Origin of the sequence: Poseidonibacter lekithochrous, from assembly GCF_013283835.1 — a bacterium.
GTDB classification, from domain to species: domain Bacteria; phylum Campylobacterota; class Campylobacteria; order Campylobacterales; family Arcobacteraceae; genus Poseidonibacter; species Poseidonibacter lekithochrous.
This window is the reverse complement of sequence record NZ_CP054052.1, coordinates 1,131,749-1,152,700: the sequence shown is the minus strand read 5'-3', so window position 1 is coordinate 1,152,700 and position 20,952 is coordinate 1,131,749. Positions and strand designations below refer to the sequence as shown.

Annotated in this window: 19 protein-coding genes and 1 tRNA gene; 9 read left to right on the top strand and 11 right to left on the bottom strand. The window is 26.9% G+C overall.

Going from position 1 to position 20,952, the window contains the following annotated elements:
* Window positions 1-2: 2 nt before the first annotated feature.
* Genes ALEK_RS05645 through ALEK_RS05635 form a run of 3 tightly spaced genes read right to left on the bottom strand, consistent with a single transcriptional unit; the run spans window position 3 to window position 3,110 of the window.
* Window positions 3-1,094 carry a glycoside hydrolase family 3 N-terminal domain-containing protein gene (locus ALEK_RS05645; protein WP_071627276.1) on the bottom strand — a complete coding sequence of 364 codons (1,092 nt, stop codon included), beginning with the start codon at window positions 1,092-1,094 and terminating at the stop codon, window positions 3-5.
* Window positions 1,095-1,128: 34 nt separating this feature from the next.
* The gene (locus ALEK_RS05640; protein WP_071627275.1) at window positions 1,129-1,851 is read right to left on the bottom strand and encodes a metallophosphoesterase; all 723 of its coding nucleotides are present in this window, start codon (window positions 1,849-1,851) and stop codon (window positions 1,129-1,131) included.
* 56 nt (window positions 1,852-1,907) lie between these two features.
* Window positions 1,908-3,110: a hypothetical protein gene (locus ALEK_RS05635; RefSeq protein ID WP_164072447.1), complete on the bottom strand. Its 1,203-nt coding sequence runs from the start codon at window positions 3,108-3,110 to the stop codon at window positions 1,908-1,910.
* A gap of 182 nt (window positions 3,111-3,292) precedes the next feature.
* Between ALEK_RS05635 and ALEK_RS05630 the strand changes: the two genes are divergently transcribed.
* The gene (locus ALEK_RS05630; protein WP_173424119.1) at window positions 3,293-3,607 is read left to right on the top strand and encodes a hypothetical protein; all 315 of its coding nucleotides are present in this window, start codon (window positions 3,293-3,295) and stop codon (window positions 3,605-3,607) included.
* Between the two features lie 34 nt (window positions 3,608-3,641).
* Here ALEK_RS05630 and ALEK_RS05625 read toward each other — a convergent pair whose 3' ends face one another.
* From ALEK_RS05625 to ALEK_RS05600, 6 genes are all read right to left on the bottom strand, one after another.
* Complete coding sequence (locus tag ALEK_RS05625) at window positions 3,642-6,215, bottom strand: methyl-accepting chemotaxis protein (RefSeq protein ID WP_071627272.1); 2,574 nt, start codon at window positions 6,213-6,215, stop codon at window positions 3,642-3,644.
* Between the two features lie 210 nt (window positions 6,216-6,425).
* Window positions 6,426-7,268 carry a radical SAM protein gene (locus ALEK_RS05620; RefSeq protein ID WP_071627271.1) on the bottom strand — a complete coding sequence of 281 codons (843 nt, stop codon included), beginning with the start codon at window positions 7,266-7,268 and terminating at the stop codon, window positions 6,426-6,428.
* An 11-nt stretch (window positions 7,269-7,279) separates the two neighbouring features.
* The gene (locus tag ALEK_RS05615) at window positions 7,280-7,699 is read right to left on the bottom strand and encodes a phosphate-starvation-inducible PsiE family protein (RefSeq protein ID WP_071627270.1); all 420 of its coding nucleotides are present in this window, start codon (window positions 7,697-7,699) and stop codon (window positions 7,280-7,282) included.
* A 6-nt stretch (window positions 7,700-7,705) separates the two neighbouring features.
* Window positions 7,706-8,566 carry an ADP-ribosylglycohydrolase family protein gene (locus tag ALEK_RS05610; RefSeq protein ID WP_071627269.1) on the bottom strand — a complete coding sequence of 287 codons (861 nt, stop codon included), beginning with the start codon at window positions 8,564-8,566 and terminating at the stop codon, window positions 7,706-7,708.
* Window positions 8,567-8,576: 10 nt separating this feature from the next.
* Complete coding sequence (locus ALEK_RS05605) at window positions 8,577-10,034, bottom strand: DUF4139 domain-containing protein (RefSeq protein WP_071627268.1); 1,458 nt, start codon at window positions 10,032-10,034, stop codon at window positions 8,577-8,579.
* Window positions 10,035-10,040: 6 nt separating this feature from the next.
* The gene (locus tag ALEK_RS05600) at window positions 10,041-10,307 is read right to left on the bottom strand and encodes a DnaJ domain-containing protein (RefSeq protein ID WP_071627267.1); all 267 of its coding nucleotides are present in this window, start codon (window positions 10,305-10,307) and stop codon (window positions 10,041-10,043) included.
* 154 nt (window positions 10,308-10,461) lie between these two features.
* Here ALEK_RS05600 and ALEK_RS05595 point away from each other — a divergent pair, with 154 nt between their 5' ends.
* On the top strand, window positions 10,462-11,085 hold the full coding sequence (locus ALEK_RS05595; RefSeq protein WP_071627266.1) for a DsbA family protein: 624 nt from the start codon (window positions 10,462-10,464) through the stop codon (window positions 11,083-11,085).
* 106 nt (window positions 11,086-11,191) lie between these two features.
* The gene (locus tag ALEK_RS05590; RefSeq protein WP_071627265.1) at window positions 11,192-13,117 is read left to right on the top strand and encodes a sensor histidine kinase; all 1,926 of its coding nucleotides are present in this window, start codon (window positions 11,192-11,194) and stop codon (window positions 13,115-13,117) included.
* Window positions 13,118-13,121: 4 nt separating this feature from the next.
* Here ALEK_RS05590 and ALEK_RS05585 read toward each other — a convergent pair whose 3' ends face one another.
* Both ALEK_RS05585 and ALEK_RS05580 read right to left on the bottom strand, forming a co-directional pair.
* The gene (locus ALEK_RS05585) at window positions 13,122-15,032 is read right to left on the bottom strand and encodes an ankyrin repeat domain-containing protein (protein ID WP_071627264.1); all 1,911 of its coding nucleotides are present in this window, start codon (window positions 15,030-15,032) and stop codon (window positions 13,122-13,124) included.
* A 168-nt stretch (window positions 15,033-15,200) separates the two neighbouring features.
* Window positions 15,201-16,892 (bottom strand): L-lactate permease, encoded by a 1,692-nt coding sequence (locus ALEK_RS05580; protein ID WP_071627263.1) that lies wholly within the window; start codon window positions 16,890-16,892, stop codon window positions 15,201-15,203.
* A gap of 224 nt (window positions 16,893-17,116) precedes the next feature.
* On the opposite strand from ALEK_RS05580, the gene ALEK_RS05575 reads away from it, so the two are divergent.
* The 6 genes from ALEK_RS05575 (at window position 17,117) to ALEK_RS05550 (ending at window position 20,939) form a co-directional block, all read left to right on the top strand.
* Window positions 17,117-17,587, top strand: a complete 471-nt coding sequence (locus ALEK_RS05575; protein ID WP_071627262.1) for a DnaJ domain-containing protein — start codon at window positions 17,117-17,119, stop codon at window positions 17,585-17,587.
* A gap of 8 nt (window positions 17,588-17,595) precedes the next feature.
* On the top strand, window positions 17,596-18,096 hold the full coding sequence (locus ALEK_RS05570; protein ID WP_071627261.1) for a SprT-like domain-containing protein: 501 nt from the start codon (window positions 17,596-17,598) through the stop codon (window positions 18,094-18,096).
* A 66-nt stretch (window positions 18,097-18,162) separates the two neighbouring features.
* Window positions 18,163-18,630 (top strand): hypothetical protein, encoded by a 468-nt coding sequence (locus tag ALEK_RS05565; RefSeq protein ID WP_071627260.1) that lies wholly within the window; start codon window positions 18,163-18,165, stop codon window positions 18,628-18,630.
* 66 nt (window positions 18,631-18,696) lie between these two features.
* Window positions 18,697-18,773: transfer RNA gene (locus ALEK_RS05560), tRNA-Pro, on the top strand.
* Between the two features lie 254 nt (window positions 18,774-19,027).
* Window positions 19,028-20,329 (top strand): diguanylate cyclase, encoded by a 1,302-nt coding sequence (locus ALEK_RS05555; protein WP_071627259.1) that lies wholly within the window; start codon window positions 19,028-19,030, stop codon window positions 20,327-20,329.
* 127 nt (window positions 20,330-20,456) lie between these two features.
* Window positions 20,457-20,939: a glutathione peroxidase gene (locus tag ALEK_RS05550; RefSeq protein WP_071627310.1), complete on the top strand. Its 483-nt coding sequence runs from the start codon at window positions 20,457-20,459 to the stop codon at window positions 20,937-20,939.
* Window positions 20,940-20,952: the final 13 nt, after the last annotated feature.

The following is a 20,952-nucleotide window of genomic DNA, read 5'->3' as shown; positions in this document are numbered from 1 at the left end:
TTTTAAATCTTTTGTAACATCTTATTTATTCGTTTATTTGATTCTACAATTCTTTCAAGTGATATTTGACCATTTTGTACTTGTGAATAAACTGTATTTATGATAGTTTCTAGTTTTACTGGTCTTGCTAACTGATTTGCAAATAAAAGCATATTAACCCCAGAATTAATAGATAAAGTCAGAGTTTGTTTTAAAGTATAATGTTTTGAAATAGCACCCATTTGTAAATCATCACTTACTAATACACCTTTGAAACCAAGCATATCTCTTAAGATAATAGTATTAATATCATATGACAAAGTTGCAGGATAATCTCTATCCATCTCTTTATTATATACATGGGCTGTCATTATCATATCAACTTTATTGTTTTGAATAAAATACTTATATGGTTCAAGCTCTTCTTGTTTCCAAGTTTTTGTAATATCTACAAAACCTTTATGAGAATCTCCTAAAGACGAGCCATGTCCAGGGAAATGTTTTAGTACTGAAATTACATTTTGTTTTTTTAGTTCATCTACAAAAATTGAAGAGTATTTAATTACATCTTTTGAACTCTTTCCAAAAGACCTACCCTTTTTTACAATTACAGAGTTTCTAGAATTTATTGCCAAATCAACTACCGGTGCAAAATCTACATTAATTCCATTTTGATTTAAATCCAATGCAAGTAATGAATAAATATCTCTAGCATTACTCTCTCCACGTAATGAAACAACACTTGCTCTTGGAGTATTAACAAAACCTTTGGATTTTTTTAATCGCTGAACTATTCCACCCTCTTGGTCAATTGAGATTAGAAGTTTTTCAGCTCTTATATTTTGAAGTTTCGAAGTTAGAGTTTTTAACTGTTTTGGATCTACTACATTTTTGTATTTTCTTTTATTAGTAGGATCCTTATCAAAGAGTATAACACCACCTAAATCGTACTTTTTTATATCTTGGTATATTTTATCGTTTGATGTTATGTTTTGTCCATAAAAGCCAAGTATGACCATTTTGGCAATCATTTTTTCAACTTGAGCTTTAGTATATGATTGATTTGCAAAAAGTGCATTTGAAAGGATTAATAAAATTAAAAACTTTTTAAACATTCTACCTCTTTAATATTTTTGTGAAAGTATAGTCTTAGTCTTCTTTATTTCTATTTATACTTATAACTTCTTGTGTTTCGATACAAAATGTACTTAGTTTTCCATGGTCAATATCATCAATATAACAGCCAGTATCAAGATTAAGATAATGTTCTTTTAAATCAACTCCAAAAGGTGTAGGAGTATGACCAAAGATATTAAAAATCTCATTATCAATATAAGCATCATCTCTATACCACAATGCATACTCTTCAAATTCATCAGCAAAGTCTTTATCATCTTTTTTATCCCATACATTTGAAATGCAAGAATGGGAGATTACAATATCTCTATTATTGATTTTTTCATCAAATTTTATATATAAAGGAAGAGTTTTTAGCCATTTAATATCATCTTCAAACTGTTTTAAAAAAGTATCATCTCCACTATATAAAACTCTTCCATTTTCTATTGTGATTAAGTTATATGATAATAGAGTCTCTTTTCCTCCACTATTTAACCACATATGAATATAATTTGTAGCAGGATTATCTATTGTTTTCAGAAATATCTCACCATGTTCAATCATCATTTGTTCATGATTTCCCAAAGTACATAAACAATTATTCTCTCTTACGAATTGAATTACATCTTTTGAATATTTACCTCTATCAATTAAATCTCCAACAAAAATCAATTCAGATTCTTTTGGTAATTTATTTTTTAAATCAATTAATGTTTTAAAACTCCCATGAATATCACCAAAAACATATTTCATATTATTCCTTAAAGCATTAGATATTAATATTATATCCGTTGAAAATAATAAATAAATTACTCTATATTAAAAATAGGAATATGCACTTGAAAAATACTATAACCTTGTTGATCTGTTAAACCATATGAAGGATTAGAATGATTGTTATTATTCTGATCAATTAACATACTTCTAAAATATAAAAACAAATCCCTATTACTTCTAGGTTTAATAGTAAAATATAGTACTTTACTTCTATCTTTTCCCCACTTATTTGTCCAGCCTTCATATAAAAAATATTTTAGTTTCTGTGATTTTTCATGAGTCTTATTCCATGCTTTACTATTTTCTCTATGAAATTTAATATTTTCAAATGTTGAACCTAAGTCTTTTGCAATTACTTTATCATTTAAAGTAGATCTTTTAGAAAATTCTTGAGTAGGAAAAGAAACTGATACTCCACCTTTTTGAATAGCATCAAAATTTGTTAAAGTAACTTTGATTTTTAAATACTCGTCTTTTACATAAAAAGGTGGATATTCAACTTTTAAAGAACTTGTATTTTCTCTTTTTTCAATAACAAAAGGTTTACATACTATACTATTTTGAGAATCTAAAAGCCATTTGCCTTTATAAACAAAACTCAACATATTATCAGTACAAAATGTGTCTAAATTATGTTTTTGCAAACCTAAAAGCAACCTAATATTTGCTCTATCCCCTGCCTCATTTATCTTAATAGGACTTGAGTCTAAAATAGACACTTGTTTAATTTCATCTCTCCAAAATTTCAAATAATTACTATAATATTTAGTTTTTTTGTAGTTATTTGTAATCAGTAAAAAATTCTTTGTATATCTAGCTCTATGAATATTTGAGTAGTATTGAGATATAAATTTTTCTAAAGCTTTTTCTTTTTTCATAAAATTTACAATTTCATTAGTATCTGAACCACCAAAGAAATCATTTTTATTACTCTTTATTAGATGTTTTTTTGTTGGAATATTTATAAGACTACTTGTATCATCACCTACAAAAACACTTTTTGCACCTTTATATATATACTTTGTATCTTTGCTAGTTTTTCTTATTTCGATTAAATACTCACCCTCTTTTAATGACAAGGAAGTGATACCTTCTCCTAACATGGCTTTCTTTTTACCATTCAAATAAATATATGCATCATTAATATTACTTTTTATTTTTAATGTACCTTTTGCATGAATATAACTTGTAAAACATACAATCAATATACAAAAAACCTTTACTATTTTTATCATAAGAGAACCTTTTTAATATAGAAAACTATTATAACTAAGCTTTGTGATTATTTATATAAGAGTATTTTTTCTTATATTTTTAATTACTATTCTATATATTTTAAAGAAAAAAGTAATATTTTATTGACATTTCTATAAAAAGCTGTTAGTATGCTATTAAATTATTTAAAGGAGACATTAAAATGTCAAAAGAAGAAGAAAAATTAAAAGCAAAAAAAACTAAGAAAAAGACTGAAAAGAAAAAAGCTAAAAAAGTAGCAACTAAAAAGAAAAAGTCTAAAAAAGAAAAAAAGAAAGTCGAAAAGAAAAAAGTAGTTAAATCTGAAAAGAAAAAACAAAATAAAAAGAAAAAAGTAGACAAAAAAAAGAAAGCTAAAAAAGTAGAAAAGAAAAGAAATAAAGATACTAAGAAAAAAGTAGAAAAAAAGAAATCTAAACCTGCTAAGAAAAAATCAGAAAAGAAAACTGAAAAAAAGAAAGCAAAAAAAACTAAATAATTAAATTTTTTTTACCCTCCTAAAATGGGAAAGCCTAAAAGCTTTCCCACTCATCATCACCTGAAGTATTACTAACAACAGTATTTGAAACACTTTGCTTTGGAGTGCTTGGTGCCTTATAAGTTGTACTTGGTCTAGAAGCTCTAACATTAGAAGTTTTCTTTGGAATATTTGTACTTGATTTAATATCAGCTAAAATTTCATTTGCACTTTTAGTACTAGTTTTAACTTCTTTACTTTTTATTTCATCTTTACCAATAAACTCTTTTTCATTTGCAGAAGAAACAACTAGTTTAGCAATTTCATCAGTTTGAGCTGCAATACTTTGTGTAGTATTAGAAATAACAACATTTTGTTGTGTTTGTTGATCAAGCTGAGTAACTGCATCATTAATTTGCTCAATACCAGTTCTTTGCTCTTTCGATGCTTCTGAAATAGTATTAATTAATTCTGTTGTTTTTTGAATGCTTTCATTTAATGAATCATATCCTTTGATCATTTTATCCGCACCATCTTTTCCAGCATTTGTTTTAGCTGTAGCATTTTCAACTAAATCTTTAATCTCTTTTGCTGCTTCTGCTGATCTTGCTGCTAAGTTTCGCACCTCTTGTGCAACAACCGCAAATCCTTTTCCTGCTTCCCCAGCTGTTGCTGCTTCAACTGCTGCATTTAATGAAAGAATATTTGTTTGGAATGCAATTTGATCAATTACTGTAATTGCATCTGCAATTGCTTCTGTTTGATCATTAATTTCATCCATTGCTTTTACTGTACTAGAAGCTAAATCTTGTCCTACTTTAATTGAACTTGATAATTCATCTGAATGAGTAGCCATAGTTGTAATAGTTTCAGTATTGTTAATAATTGTACTTGTAATCTCTTCTAATGCTGCTGCTGTTTCTTCTAAAGCAGCGGCTGTTGTAGTTGAGTTAGTATTTAATGTATCAACATTTTCAAGTAAAATATCTGAACTTGCATCTAAAGTAAGTCCATTTTCTTTATTCTCTGCAAGCATTTGATTAATGATTTTTGATAAATCATTAATAGCATTTTCAACTTGACCTGAAGCATTACTAATATTATCTCTAAAGTCTAATTGACCATATTTAGATAATATATCTAAAATAACATTTGTATCTTTACCAATATTTGTTTCAAGATTATTTAACATCTCATTTAATTGAGTTTGTAATCTTTGTAATGATTCATTTTCAGTAGTTTTCTCAACTCTATTATTTAAGTAACCCTCTTTAACTTGCTCAACAACTCTAGTAACATCAGAAATCAATGCAGCATCTTGTTCAATTAATGATTTAGTTTTTACAACATTTTCATTAATAATCTTCGCCATATTACCAATTTCATCATTAGCAGAATCATCTAAATGATCAACAGTTGATTTCTCTTTATTAATATATTTGAAGAAGTTTAATAAACCATCTTGGAATTCAGATAAAGGTCTAAAAATAGCTCTATTAGAAATCATTGCCATAACAACACCTAAGATAATCATAATTACAAATAAGATTACACAGTTTCTAATAATTACTTCTAAAATCTTATCTTCTGTTTCTTGTTCCATTTCTGCAATTTTTGTTTCAATATCATCTACATAAACTCCAGTACCAATAATCCAATCCCAAGGTTCGAATTTTTTAACATATGAAATTTTAGGCTGAGGAGTTTCACTACCTGGTTTAGACCACATATAATCAACAACTCCACCTTTTGCATTTTGGTTTGCAGCTTTTACAATTTCTCTATATAAGTATTTACCATTTGGGTCTTGTAAGTCATACATACTCTTACCATCAATTGACGATTTAATAGAGTGCATAATTACAACATGATTTGAATCATTAACCCAGAAATATCCATTTCCTTTAGCTCCATATCTCATACTTTTAACATTAGCTAAAGCTTCTTTTTTTAGTTTATCACTTACATTATCAACATATTCACCAGTTCCAACAACCCAGTTAAATGGTTTGAATAATTTTACAAATGACACTTTATCTTGTGGCGCTTCAAATCCTGGCTTTGGCCATACATAATCAACAAAACCTTCTCCAGTTGAACTTGCAACTCTTGCAAACTCAGAGAATATTTTTTTACCACCCTTATCTTTATAATTAGCTAAGTCTTTTCCATCTAATTGAGGTTTAATTGGATGCATAACGATTTTCGCAGCAGTATCGTTAATCCAAAAATAACCTGTTTTTCCATATCTAGTACTTTTAACAGTATTTCTAATAAGTTCTTTTAATTCATCATCAGAAACTGTACCCTTGTACTTTTCGTAAGTACCTTCCATAATTGAAAGCATAAAGCCAGTTTGCTCTTTTAAATAAGATTGAACTTCAGCTTTAACTTTTTCTTTAGAAGTTCTTGCATGATATGCTTCTACAGATTTCATTGCTAATGAAACATAGTTTTCAAGTTCTTCTTGTTTTGACTGGTAAGCATCCGCTTTAAATTTTTCAATAACTGAATCAGAAGTTTCTTGTAATGAAACAATTGATTGAACAATCATAGCAACAGAAACAACAATGATTGAACTAATTACAATCATCAATAGTTTTGCTTTGATAGATATTGACTTAAACATCTTGTATCCTTTGTGTAAAAAATAATAATTTCATGTTATGAATTATTATTATCGTTTGATAAGTATTCTTATAACCGTACTTCCTACATTATTTTTATGTATAATTACTTCTATATTAATACGATTTGCATTAAAAATTCTTTAACAGTTTTTATTTAATTTCTATTTTTTTCGTAGAGAGTCTAAAATTACAAATAGTTACAAAGTAGATTAATAATTATCAAGATAAAAGTTTATTGTAGCAATAAGTTTTGCTTGGTCTTTAGGAAAAGTACCAGCTAAAGGTAATGAATTAGAGACGTGGTTAGATCGGAAGATGATTTTATCAAGAGGTTCAATTCCAGAAACAAAAGCTAATTGTTCTTCTAACATTTCTCTATCATTCAAAGGAAAGAACTCCCCTTTAAAATTTTTTATAAATTTTTCTTCTCTATTATTTTCAAGCATTAATTGTAAAGTAGAAAGATATGTAATATTTAATTTATTTATCAATTTTACAGTTTCATTGATATGTTCTTTGGAATATTTCTTACCACCTACACCTAAAATAACTGTAACTGAAGATTTAATTTTTGCTTCAAAAACCTTATCAAGTGAATTAATCATTTTTTTATGTGAGATTGGTTTTTGTATTTTTTTTAGAATTTCATAAGAACCGCTCTCTATTCCATAATAAATTAAACCTAAACCTTTTTCTTTTAGTAAAACTAATTCTTCCAAAGTTTTATCATGAATATTAAAAGCAGATGCATATAAGGATACTCTTCTTAATTTAGCAAATTTTATATAAGCATATTCAAGAATAGATACTAAAGTATTAGTATCTAATGCTAAGGCATCCCCATCTGCTAAAAACATTTTTGTACTATGGGGATAATGTTTTGCTAAAGTATCAATGTCAGAGAAGACCTCATCAAGAGGTCTTTGTTTATACTCTTTTGTTTCATACATTGTACAAAAAGTACATTTATTAAAACTACAACCTAAAGTTGCTTGTATAATTACAGAATTGGCTTCTGCAGGTGGTCTATACAATGGCTCATCATAAAACATTTATAAAAAGCCTATTGTTTATTTTTATTTCTATCAAATAAATATTTTTGAGATGTCTTAACAGAGAAGTATCTTACAATTAATAAGAAGATAACAACTCCAGCTAAAACAAATAAATTTAAGTTCACAGCACTAGAGAATAACTCATCAATAGTTCTGTACTCTTCTTTGTTCACTTTCACAACATTAACAATAAACTCTCTTAATGCTAAGATTATAAAAGCATCTACTAATAAAGACAAAGCAACTCTTTGTTCTCTTATATAGTTTACTACTGCTCTTACTATCTCTAAAAAAATTATAAAATACAACATATAGATAATAAAATCCATAAGCATTCCCGTAGCTAATGCAATTACAAATAATATACTTGCAATTGATAACTCTATATATAATTTGTCAGAAAAAAAGTTAAATATTGTTCTTTTCATAATTTCCTACTCAATAATCTCTTTAATAGCCAACCATTTTTGAGGTATTTGGCTTATTGGTTGATTTGCCATAAATATAGCAGCTGCTATCATAGCTCTAGCACTAGAATCCCCACCTGCTTTTCCATTACAAATCATCATATCTTTGAAGTTTTCGTATTTACATAATATATGTATAATTCCACCAAAACCTTCATCAACATCACAAGCTGGACCAAAACTTCGAATAGTATCAAAAGTATCAGCATCTTTTGACTCTATTGCGTTTGTTATAAATCCTTGAATTGTAGTATCAAATTCATGTTTTATCTCTTCAATACTCTCTTCTATTTCTTTTTTCTCTAATGCCATTACTAAGAGTTTTGCAAAAAATCTTGTTGCATTAATAGTTTTTTGTGAATTATGTGTCATTTCAGTTAGACTTTTCACGTTTTGAAAAAACTCTTCTTTTGTTTTAGAGACCTTTAATAAAGGAACAATTCTACCAACAACAGATAAATCTGTAGAGTCAGAACCACTTGGAGTTACACCATCTTTAATATTTTGAATTGTATTTCGTGTTGCTCCATCAATATAACCTTCATAAGTTTCCATTTTTGTAAACCAATAATCCCTAAAGGCATTTATATCAAAACTATCTTTATCTTTTAAGAAGTCATATAACCAAAAAGCTTGATCTCCATAATGAGTGAAGTCTCCTGCTTTTTTCTCCTTATGCCAAATAGCTAAAGGAGTGTTTAATTCATTCCAGTCTATTGACTCGTTAGCTAATTGTTTTTCATCATAAACCCAATGAGCTCCTAAAGAGTAGGCATCAGCAACAAGTGAACTTAAAACTAAATTTTTAACTTTTTTTTGATCGAACATATTATCTCCTCTATTTTTTGTAAGGTTTTTCTACTTCATAACCAAATATGAAACTTATTTTTTCTTTTGGTTTTAATACAAAATCATAGCTAATTTTTCCATTATTTTCTTTTTTTGTGTATTTAATCTTTGAAATTAATTTTACTTTTATATCCTCATGTTTAGATACGGGGATTCTCTCAATAAAACTAATACTCTTTTTTTCACTATGATTATTAATAATTGTATATTTCCATTCTTTTTGTGTTTTGATTTTATTAATCGTAAAGAATGGTTCTTCTTTCATATCTTTGATTAACTCTTTTTTTACATCAATAAATCTATCTTCTCCAAAATGCATAGATGTTTTTTTATCTTTTTTTATCTCATTAGTATAAGATCGTGCAATAAATACCTCATCTAAATACAATCTTGTATTTAATGTAGAAAATAACTTATCGCTTAAAAACTCTACTTTATAAAATGCCTTTGCATTTGCATATCCATCTATTTCAATACTAGAAGATGTTTTATAGTTTTCATTTGCAAAAACTACAGGCGTTTTATCTCCACTTACTAAAGTAATATTAGAAGCTTTGAAAAAAGACTTCGTTGCTGTTTCACTATAAGAAAAGCTAGGTTTCTTTAATACTCTAGCTTTCTTAGAAATACTTTTCTCCATCATCACTGCATCACTTTGCATATATGCAACAGGAGGATTAGAATATACATCTAAATACTCTGGATAAAACTTTGTAGGTTTGATTTGATTCGTATAGTTATAAGTAAATAAATTTATATCTATATCTTTAAAATCATACCCACTACTTTGTGTTATAAATGACATATTCTTAATATCAATATTTTTATCTTTACTATTAGCTTTTATTTCATAAAAACTATTTTTATGTATATTTGAGATTGCATAGTTTATTACAACTGAACTATTATTTTTACAAGTAGTTGTGTATTTAAGTATTGAGTGTTTTTGAGACTTTTGTGTTTGTCTTAATGTGTTTAACTCAATTTTGTATTTATGTAATTGAAGATTTAACTTATACAAAGTATTGTAGTTAGTTTTTAACTCTTCTTTTGCATAAGACGATACTTGTTTTATATTCTCTAAGGAAACAGCTTCTTTCTCAAATCTAATATTTTCCAAAGAAGAAAGAACAGTCTTAATACTTTTTACTTCATTTTCACTATAAGCTATTTTCTCTTTTAAATTTGTGATTTTAGATGAGATATCTTGAGCTGAAGTATTGTTCCTAATTACTTTAGTATTAGATACAGTACAATTTTTATCATATACAAATCTAATCTCATCTAAAGAGATATTAGAGATTAAATCTACACTATTATCAAAACTATTTAATTCTTGATTTACAAATGTTCTGTTTTTATAGATATCTAAACTCTCTACATTTATATTCCCAAAAGAAAAACTACATACCCCAAACAAAGAAATTAAAAATACACTTTTTTTCATAATTATTTACCTATTCCAATTTTTGTAATTCGTAAATGCAGGAAATTGCTCTTTAAACTCCTCATTGTCAAAGCTAAAACAATAAGAATCCATATATGCTAATAATAAGTCATATGATTCTTTTACTTCTTTAAATTTTTCATCACTACCTTCTGGCATATCGGGATGATATCGTTTTGATAATTTAAGATATTTTTGTTTTAAATCTTTTCTAGAAGTTCTAGTTAATACACCCATTGTATCAACAGCTTTTTCAAACTCTTCATAATCCATTATAAACCTTTTTATATTATGTTTAATATTCTACAATATTAAATTTAAAGCTAGATAGCAAAGAAATATAATTCATAATTTTAAAAATTCATTAACATAAAAGCATTTTTATTATATTTTTTGTATATATACAAACAATTTTTAAGGAAATAAAATGACTATTACACTTTATCATGTACATGACCCAATGTGTTCTTGGTGTTATGCCTTTAAACCAACATTAGATAAATTAAGAGAAGAATTAGCATCAAATATAAAACTAGTTCATGTTGTTGGTGGTTTAGCAAAACATAGTAATGAAACAATGCCTAAAGAGCAACAAGAAACTATTGAAAATATTTGGTACCAAATAGAAGAACAAGTAGGAACAAAATTCAATCATGATTTTTGGAGAAACTGCCAACCAAGACGTTCAACTTATCTTTCATGCCAAGCTACTATGCTTGCAAGATATGAAGGTAAAGAAGATGAAATGATAGCAGGTATTCAAGAAGCTTATTATCAAGAAGCAAAAAATCCAAGTGATGCAAATACTCTAACAGAAGTTGCAAAACAAATAGGTTTAGATGAAAAAAAATTTGAGCAGGATTTAAAATCATCTAAGATTGAGCAAGACTTACAAGATGAGCTTAATTTAAGACGTTCATTATATGTTAGAAGTTTTCCATCATTAGTATTAAAGTACAAAAAAGAGTTATACCCAATCAATTTAAAATACAATGATCATGAAGCTATGTTAAAACAAATTAAAGACCTAACAGAAAATATATACTTTTAATTCTTATTTTATTATTGTCTAAAGGGTTATATTATATAATTATATTTAATATAACTCTGCTATATACATATCAAAGATTATACATATCTTTGAACTAGGGCCTTGGATGAAAATCAACACTAATGACAATATCATAATTTTCTTCATTAAATACGCACCTATTATATTCGTTGTACTACTCTCACTATTCACTACCAAATTAGTTTTATTAGAAAAAGAAGAAGACTTTAAAAAAGAAGTTTTACAAATGGAAGAGGATTACTACAATACAAACAAACAAAGAATCAAAGAAGAAGTTGAAAGAATATACAAGTTTATAGAACTAGAAAAAGAAAAAACAGAAGAACTACTAAAAGCCTCTATTAAAAAAAGAGTTTATGAAGCTCATGCAATTGCAAGTGCTATTTATGAACAAGAAAAACATAAAAATGATGATGAAAATACTTTTCAAATAATCAAAAAAGCTTTAGGAAGTATTATCTTCAATGATGGAAGAGGATATATCTTCATGGATGCAAAAGACGGAACAAGTCTTTTACAACCTCTAAACCCTGAATTTGAAGGGAAAAGTTTTCTAAATGATATAGATGCAAATGGATACCAATTCTTTAAAACAGTACAAAAAACTATAGAGAATAAATCAGAACGATTTGACTCTTATTACTGGTTTCAAGGGAATAATACAGAAGAAAGATTCAAAAAAATCTCTTTTTATAAATATTTTGAACCCTATGATCTTGCAATTGGCACAGGGGAATATATACAAACTTTTGAGAACAATCTAAAAAAGAAACTTCTAAATTATATAAAAGATATTAGATACCAAAATGACAACTATATCTTTGTTATAGATTTTGAGGGAAACTATCTAGCTCACTATAATAAAAAATTTATTAACACTAATAGATTAAATGTTAAAAATCAAGCCGGTAGATATTTAGTAAAAGATATTATAGAGTTTGCAAAAGATAAAAAGTCAGAATACTTCTCTTATGTTGCTACATTAAATACAGATGATAAAGCGCGAAGCAATAAAAAAATATCTTATATAAAAGCTTTTGAACCTTATAATTGGGCAATAGGAACAGGTTTTTATACAGAAGCTTTAAATAAACAAATAGAAGAAAAAAGAGTCTTTATTACAGAAGAAAACAACTCTTATGTAAAACATATTTTACTTATTAGTTGTGTTGTTACTTTATTACTATTAATCATTTCATTTTTTATCTCTAAAGAATTAGAAAAAAGATTAATCAATTATAAAAAAGAGATTGAAGTAAAAATTCTAGAGAGTAAAGAAAAAGATGAAATGATGTACCAACAATCAAAAATGGCATCAATGGGTGAAATGATTGCAAATATTGCACATCAGTGGAGACAACCTCTAAATCAAATCTCTACTATTTCTTCTGGAATTAAAGTACAAAAAGAGTATGACATGTTTGACGAAAGTAAGTTGAATGATGACATGGAAAAAATTATCAACTCTTCTAATTATTTATCTCAAACAATAGACGATTTTAGGGACTTTTTTGTACCTAATAAAACACATCAAAACTTTGAAATATCAGACACTATTCAAAGAACACTTAGTCTTGTGGAATCACAACTTAAAAACAACGATATTATAATTGTAAAAGAGATTGAAGAATTCACTATTAAAAGCTTAGAGAATGAACTGCTACAAGTTCTTATAAATATTTTAAAAAATGCAAAAGAAGCATTACTTGAAAGAAAAGAATTTTCAACAAAATTAATCATAATTAAAACATATAAGAATGAAAATAATGCATATATATCAATTAAAGATAATGCAAATGGAATAGAAGAAGAAGTACTAGCAAATATATTCACACCTTATTTCACAACAAAAGGTGAAAAAGGAACTGGTCTTGGTTTATATATGTCTAAAAGTATTTTGAATAAAAATATAGGTGGAGATTTAAAAGTTAAGAATACTACTTTTGAATATAAAGGTGAAAAACAAATAGGAGCAGAGTTTTTAGTAACTCTACCACTAAATAAAGAGTAATTAACTATTTAATATTTAATTCTTCTTGCATACTTTTTACAAGTTTTGTCATTAAAGTTCTCTCATTAACACTCATTGATGAATTTAAGATATCATCAAGTCTTCCAAGTTTTGTAAAGAATTGTTCTTTAAACTGTTCATTAATTTTATTTGGATTATTTAAATATGCACCTAATTTAATTAAAGTAAATACAATGTCTTTTTTCCCCATAATAACAGCATAATTAATAGGTAAAAGTCCAAACTTATCAGGTTTATTAATTAAATCTCTATCTTTGAATGCTATTTTTTTAAGCATATCAACTTTTTCACTCCAAACTGTATTGTGAATATAAGTTCTACCTTTTCTATCTCTAGATGAAAAATCTACAACTTTTTTTGTAAGTACAGTTATTACTTGTAAATCGTGATCTAATATTGCCTTGTGAACAACCGTTCCACCAAAAGAGTCCCTGAAATCTAAATCTACATTTGAATCAACTAAAAAGTTTAATGTTTTTAGGAATAACATTCTTTCATCTTTTGAACTTTTACCAGCTTCTAAAACTCTATAATAAACATTTAAATTTGTTTTTTTAGATTTTATATTTAGATTTGCTCCATACTTTTTAAATACATCTAAAAGTGGTGTATAAAAAGAAGAAGCAATTTCAAAAATTAATGGTTCATCATCAAAAGTTAATGTATTAATATCAATTTTTGAATAATCTAAAATAAGATTTAAAAGTTGATTATAATTAACATTTTTATAGCTTTTTAGTTTCCCTACTTTTCTTTGTCTATTTGGCAGGGCATCACTCATAATTAGATCAACAATCTTTTCAATTACAGTAAAGTTATCTTTATCTCTCATAGTACAATCAATATTTGAATAAATTAATTTTTTTATTAATTCATTATTTGGTTTTATATAAAAGATTGCAATATCTAATAGATTCTGACCATATTTATTTTTTTGATTAATATCTACTCTAGTTCTATTTAAAATAAAATCTAAAATTAAATCATTTCCAGAACGAACAATTTCAAAAAGAATATTTTCATCATCTTCATTTAAACTATTTACATCAATACCATGATCTAAGAAAGTTAAAAATCTATCTTGATATTTAGAAGCTAGTCCTTTATTTTCAAAGATTTGAATATCAATTGATAAAATTTTATTTATTATTCTTCTTAAAATATTGTTACCAATAAGTTCATACTCTTTATTTATATTAATACTTTTTTTCAAAGCATAGTGAATAATATCTTCTGCAAGATTTAAGTCTAAACAATTTATATAAATGAAATCTTCATTGTTCTTATTTAAAGCATCAATATTTAGACCTTGCTTTAATAGCTCATTTAATAATTCTCGACTTGAAGCAATCTCTTTTAGGTGAGAAATTGTATTTTTCTCATTATCTCTGTAGTTAATATCAATTTCTGTGATATCTAATACTCTTTTTGCCATATCAATATTTTTTGATTGTATTGCATAAAAAAGAACATTTCTTCCATGCTTGTCCACTTGCTTCATATCTTTAACAGTATTTAGCAAAATATTAAGAATATCCATAAGATTATATTTTGCAGCAAGATGTAAAACTGACGTACCTCTTAAGTTTGTATGTTCAATATTAATTTTATCAACAATTAAAGCTCTTGCGGCTGCAACTGCATTATTTTGTATTGCAATAAAAAGTGCATTTTCACCATCTGCATTTAATGCATCTACATTAATATTCTGTTTTCTTACTAAATATGAGATTGCATCTGCACAATCATTTTTAGCACACAAGTGAAGTAAAAAAGGATTATTTACATCTAATTCAAACTTTGAAAGTCTTTTATGTACAGAACTTTCATGGAACGGTTTTTTGATTATTATTTCTTCTAATGTTTCTTTTTTGCCAAATAAAGTCTCTAGCATTACTAACCTTAATATATTTGTTATATTTAATGTTAACACCCTAACATATATAAAATTATGAAGAGGTTAAAAGTACTATAAAATGGGCTTTAATGAAGTTTTATTTTGTTTTGAAGAGAGTTGAAAGTAAAAAATAGAGAAGATACGAATATCTTCTCTATAAAAGAATTAACCCATTAATGGATCAACTAAGTGTAATGAATACATTCCAATTAGACCAATAATACCTGCTAATAAACAATAGTAAATTGTAGGAATCACAGTTCTTCTTAATGTTTCACCCTCTTGGTCTAATAAACCAACAGTAGCTGAAGCGGCAACAACATTGTGAATTGCAATCATATTACCAGCAGCAGCTCCAACAGCTTGAAGTGCAACCATAAATGCAGTTGAAATTCCTAATGCATCTGCAACACCAAATTGGTATTGTGCTAACATCATATTTGATACAGTATTAGATCCAGCAATAAATGCACCTAAAGCACCTACTAATGGAGCAAATAATGGATAAATCTCACCAACATTTGTAGCTACAAAGTTAGCCATTGCAACAGGCATAGAATCAAATCCAGAATCATTAACGCCAGAGTTAATTAAAATTCTTACTAATGGAATAGTGAAGATTAATACAAACCCTGCACCAATCATTACTTTTGATGATTCAGAAACAGCAGCACCGATTTCTTTTAGTTTCATTCCATGGAAGAAGTAAGTTAAAATAACAACAAATACTAAAATCCCACCTGGTAAATATAATGGAGTAATAGAATAACCTAATCCCTCACCTAAAATATCTTTGAATGGAATAACCCATGATTTAACGAATGCTCTAGCTTCATCAGAAACTCTAGTTAATACTAAAATAGCAGCAACTAATACATATGGAATCCATGCTTTTGTTAAAGACATTGGCATTTTGTCTGATAAAGAATCTAATTTAACTTCAAATTTAGAAATCCATTCAGTTGGCCATTTTTCTTTAGGAGCAAAATCCCAAGTTTTCTTAGGAATTAAGAATCCAGCTTTTGCAGCTAATACAACAATTGGTAACCCTACTAATGCACCAATTAATGATGGGAATTCAGCACCTAAATAAACACCAGTTAATGCGTAAGGAATTGTAAATGCAACACCTGCAAAAATAGCGAATGGTAAAATTCCTAAACCTTCAGACCAAGATTTATTTTGACCAAAGAATCTAGTTAACATAATAATCATAAATAATGGAATCATTGTTCCAACTATTGCGTGAGTAACGGCAACTTGTGATGTAATTACTTGTAAATAAGCATCCCAAGATGAACCCATAGTTTCTAATGTTGCGCCAATACCTTCTGAATCTAAACCTTTATTAACACCAATTAAAATTGGAGTTCCAACTGCACCAAATGATACAGGAGTAGATTGAATCATCATACCAACCATAACCGCAGCCATTGCTGGGAATCCAATAGCAACTAATAATGGAGCTGCAATCGCAGCTGGTGTTCCGAATCCTGAAGCACCCTCAATAAATGAACCAAATAACCATGCAATGATAATTACCTGAACTCTTCTATCTGGACTAATATTGTTAAACCCTTGTCTAATTACTGCAATTGCACCTGAATGTTTAAGAGTGTTTAATAATAAAATCGCTCCAAAAATAATCCATAATACGGCAACTGTAATAAGCAGACCTTGAATAGTTGAGGCCATAACTCTATTAAAAGATACCTCCCAAACAACAAATGCAACCCCTACTGTTGCAATGTAAACTAATGGCATAGCTTTCTTTGCAGAAATTCTTAAACCTACTAATAAAATACCAGCAAGTAAAATCGGTAATGCAGCGAAAAATGCTTGTAAACCTATACTCATGACAATCCTCCTTGTTTTTACTAAAAACAAGAATATTCCTTGAATGTGACATTTTTATGATAAAAAATAAAATAGCATGAAAATAGCAAATATTGTCACTTTTAATGATAACTTTTGTAACACATCTAATTTATATAATTTATTTTGATATAAGTTTTATACTTAATTTACTTATTGAAAAAAGAATACTATAATACCCATGAAATTTTTAAGGAATGACTTTTATGAACAACACCATTATATATATTTTTAATAGATTAATAAGATTATCAATACTATTTTTTATTTTATATTTGATTTTTACGAACTTTGGCACATTTTTAATGATTATAGGAGTTATCCTAATAATAGGTTATATGATAATAAGAAACTTCAAGAAAAAGATGAAATCAAGTGGTTTTAATTTTAAGTTCAACGGCCAAGAGTTCCAGCAAGGTTCGCAAGGTAATTTCAATTTTAATGATTTCAAAGGCTTTGATCAACAAGACTTTTCAAATTTTGCAAATCAACCAAGATACAATGAAGTACAACAGGCAAAAGATTTCTTTGGATTTACAAGTGATCCAACAAAAGAAGAGATTAAAAAGAAATATAAAGAGTTAGCAAGAAAATATCATCCAGATATTAATGATGGAGATGATGAAAAAATGAAAGAACTAAATCACTTTAGAGATGTTCTTATGAAAACAGTTTAATCCGTGAAATGTTTTTTAAAAACTTACAAAAATTCTTTTTTATAACAACTATTAGTGCTCTTGCACTTTTAGTTTATCTTTGGTACCAAGACTACAGCTTTATTAAAAACCCACTAAATAAAAATATTCAACAACAAATAAAAACAAAACAACAAGAACTTAAATATCTTGCATATACTAAACTACAAATAAAAAGAGACTTCCCTCTTATTATTTCAGATCAAATGTCTGCAAAAAGATTTGGTATGACAATCTATGATAGAAAAGGTCAAATAAAAATATATCTTAATAAAAAAAGATTTCAAGAAAATAGTCAATATATGATTACTCATGTTTTACCACATGAATATGCACATGCAATAATGTTTGAATTAAAAGACTTCTCAAAAGTAAACTCAGGACATACAAGAAGATGGCAAAATATTTGTAGAAAACTAAATGGTAAAAAATGTGATAGATTTGTAGATAATGAAGATATATTAATTGAAAAGACGAATCCTTTTAAATAATCTATTTATTCACAATAGATATACATTTTAGCTATAATATTATCTTTATTACAAAGGACATATTTTATGAAACTACTACTATCACTACTTATAATGGCAAATTTTGCATTTGCAAACTATACAATTAGCTTCAAGGGAATAACACTTGGAGAGATTGATAATTTTGATTCATTAGAAAACAACTACCTAGAAGCTAGAGTTACAAATAAAATTGCTCGTTTTTTATTAGGAAAAGATAAATTTGTATTCTTTAATGATGATTTTAATGGTGAGAAAAATGATGATACAAAATATAAAAAAGACAATTATGCAATAATCTATATTTTAAAGAAAGCTGCTAAAAATGATGTTAAACCTGAAAGAATTGAAGTTAAAAAAGATAAATTTATTGAAGTTGACTTTGATAAGAACTATAACTTTACATACAATTCAAAAGGTAGAATCAAAAGTAAGGGTACTTTACAAATGCAAGATGGCACACTAAAATCATTAATTGAAACAGTAAACGATATAGAAATTATCAAAAAAAATTAATATTTTCAAAAATGCCCTTGACAAAAGTTTAAAAAGAAACTATAATTCCGCCCTACTTACAACGGACGGAGTGTAGCGCAGCCTGGTAGCGCACCTGGTTTGGGACCAGGGGGTCGAAGGTTCGAGTCCTTTCACTCCGACCATTTTCAAAAACAATCAAATATATTTTTTATTCTTACTCATATAATACACAGCTAATAAAGAAGTAAATCCAACAACAATAACACTAGTTAACATAACATATAAAATTTCCATTATTATCTCCTTTTTATTAACAAAATACTATTATTATTTAATTACAAGATGATTACGTAAAAATTGTCTATTTATTGTTATAAATAAAGCATTAAAACATTATTTTTTATTGTATAATAATAGAAGCGAGGTATTTAGGGCTATGCGAAATAAAAATTTTATTATCTTTTCTATTATTACCGTAATTTTTGTTTTTACTTTATTTATTGTAAATTATATTAATTATTCTAAAATAAATTATATTGAAATATCAAAAAAAGTCTTATACGAAAAAGCTACATCTTTATTCAATAACATTGTAAATACTAGACAATGGGCTTCTAATCATGGTGGAGTTTATATAAAAGCACATGATGGAATGAAACCTAACCCATATTTAAAAGATAATCATATTTATACTAAAGACAATGAGCTACTAATAAAAATAAATCCAGCGTGGATGACAAGACAAATTTCTGAATTATCTAATAAAAAAGAGAAGTATTATTTTAGAATTACGAGCTTACAACCAATTAATCCTAATAATATGCCAGATAAGTTTGAAAAAAGAGCATTGAAATTTCTTGAGAATAATCCTAATCAAACAAACTATTCAAGTATTGAAGAAGATAAATATCATTATCTAGGAACTTTACTAGTAAAAAAATCATGTTTATCTTGTCATCAAAGTCAAGGTTATAAAGAAGGTGATATTATTGGTGGATTAAGAGTAAGTATTCCTATTGATACTTATAATGAAAATGTACAATTAATTACTTCAAAAACTGATTTATTATATATGATTACTTTTCTTACATCAATTGCTTTTATTTCAATTTTTACATTTGCTGTTCAATCAATATACAATAGAGAAAAAAATATTCTTAGATTAAATAAAACCCTAGAGAAAAAAGTAAAAGATAGAACAAAAGAACTCTCTAAAGCCAATGAGCAATTAACGCAAATCTCTATGCAAGATTTTCTTACAAATATTCCAAATAGACGATACTTCTTCAAAGTCGGTTCTCAATCTTTTAATGTTGCAAAAAGAGAAAGATATAAAATTAGTTTAGTTTGTATTGATATTGATTTCTTCAAAAGAGTAAATGATACTTATGGGCATCAAATTGGAGACGAAATATTAAAACTAGTTTCTTCAACTATGAATAAACAAATTAGAAAAGCAGATATTTTAGCAAGAACTGGGGGAGAAGAGTTTGTAATATTATTACATAATGTAGATGCTTCAGGGGCTTTTGTATTAGCTGAAAAAATCAGAGAAAGTATATTTGATACACCATATATAAAAAGAGATTATCATATTAATACAACAGTTAGTATTGGTATATCAGAAATAGAAAAAGACGATAAAGACTTAGATGATTTAGTAGCTAAAGCAGATGAGGCATTATATGTTTCAAAACAACAAGGTAGAAATCGTTCAACAATCTATAAAAGAACATAATACTTCTACGAAAAGATATTTTATTTTGATAAGATTGGTATATAATTAATAAGGATATGTCATGTTTTACAAAATTTTATTAATATTTATTCTAAGCATTAGTACAATGTTTGCAAAGGAAGAATCAATGAGTGTTTATGATTACAAAGTTAAAAATATAGAGGGACAAGAAATTTCTCTATCAAAATATGAAGGAAAAGTACTTCTTATTGTAAATGTTGCAAGTAAATGTGGCTTTACATCTCAATATGAAGGATTAGAAAAACTATTTCAAGACTATAAAGATGAAGAGTTTATGATATTAGGTTTTCCTTCAAATCAGTTTGGAAGTCAAGAACCAGGATCAAATAAAGAGATACAAGAGTTTTGTAGATTAACTTATGGTGTTGATTTTGATATGTTTGCAAAAGTAGATGTAAACGGAGAGAATGAAATTCCTTTATATACTTATCTAAAAAAAGAAGCATCAGGAATATTCGGCACTACTGGTATCAAATGGAACTTTACAAAATTTTTAATTGATTCAAAGGGTAAAGTAATTGAGAGATATGGATCTAGTACAAAACCTGTAGAAATAGAACCAGAAATAAAAAAACTTTTAGGAAAGTAGATAGTTTTACTTT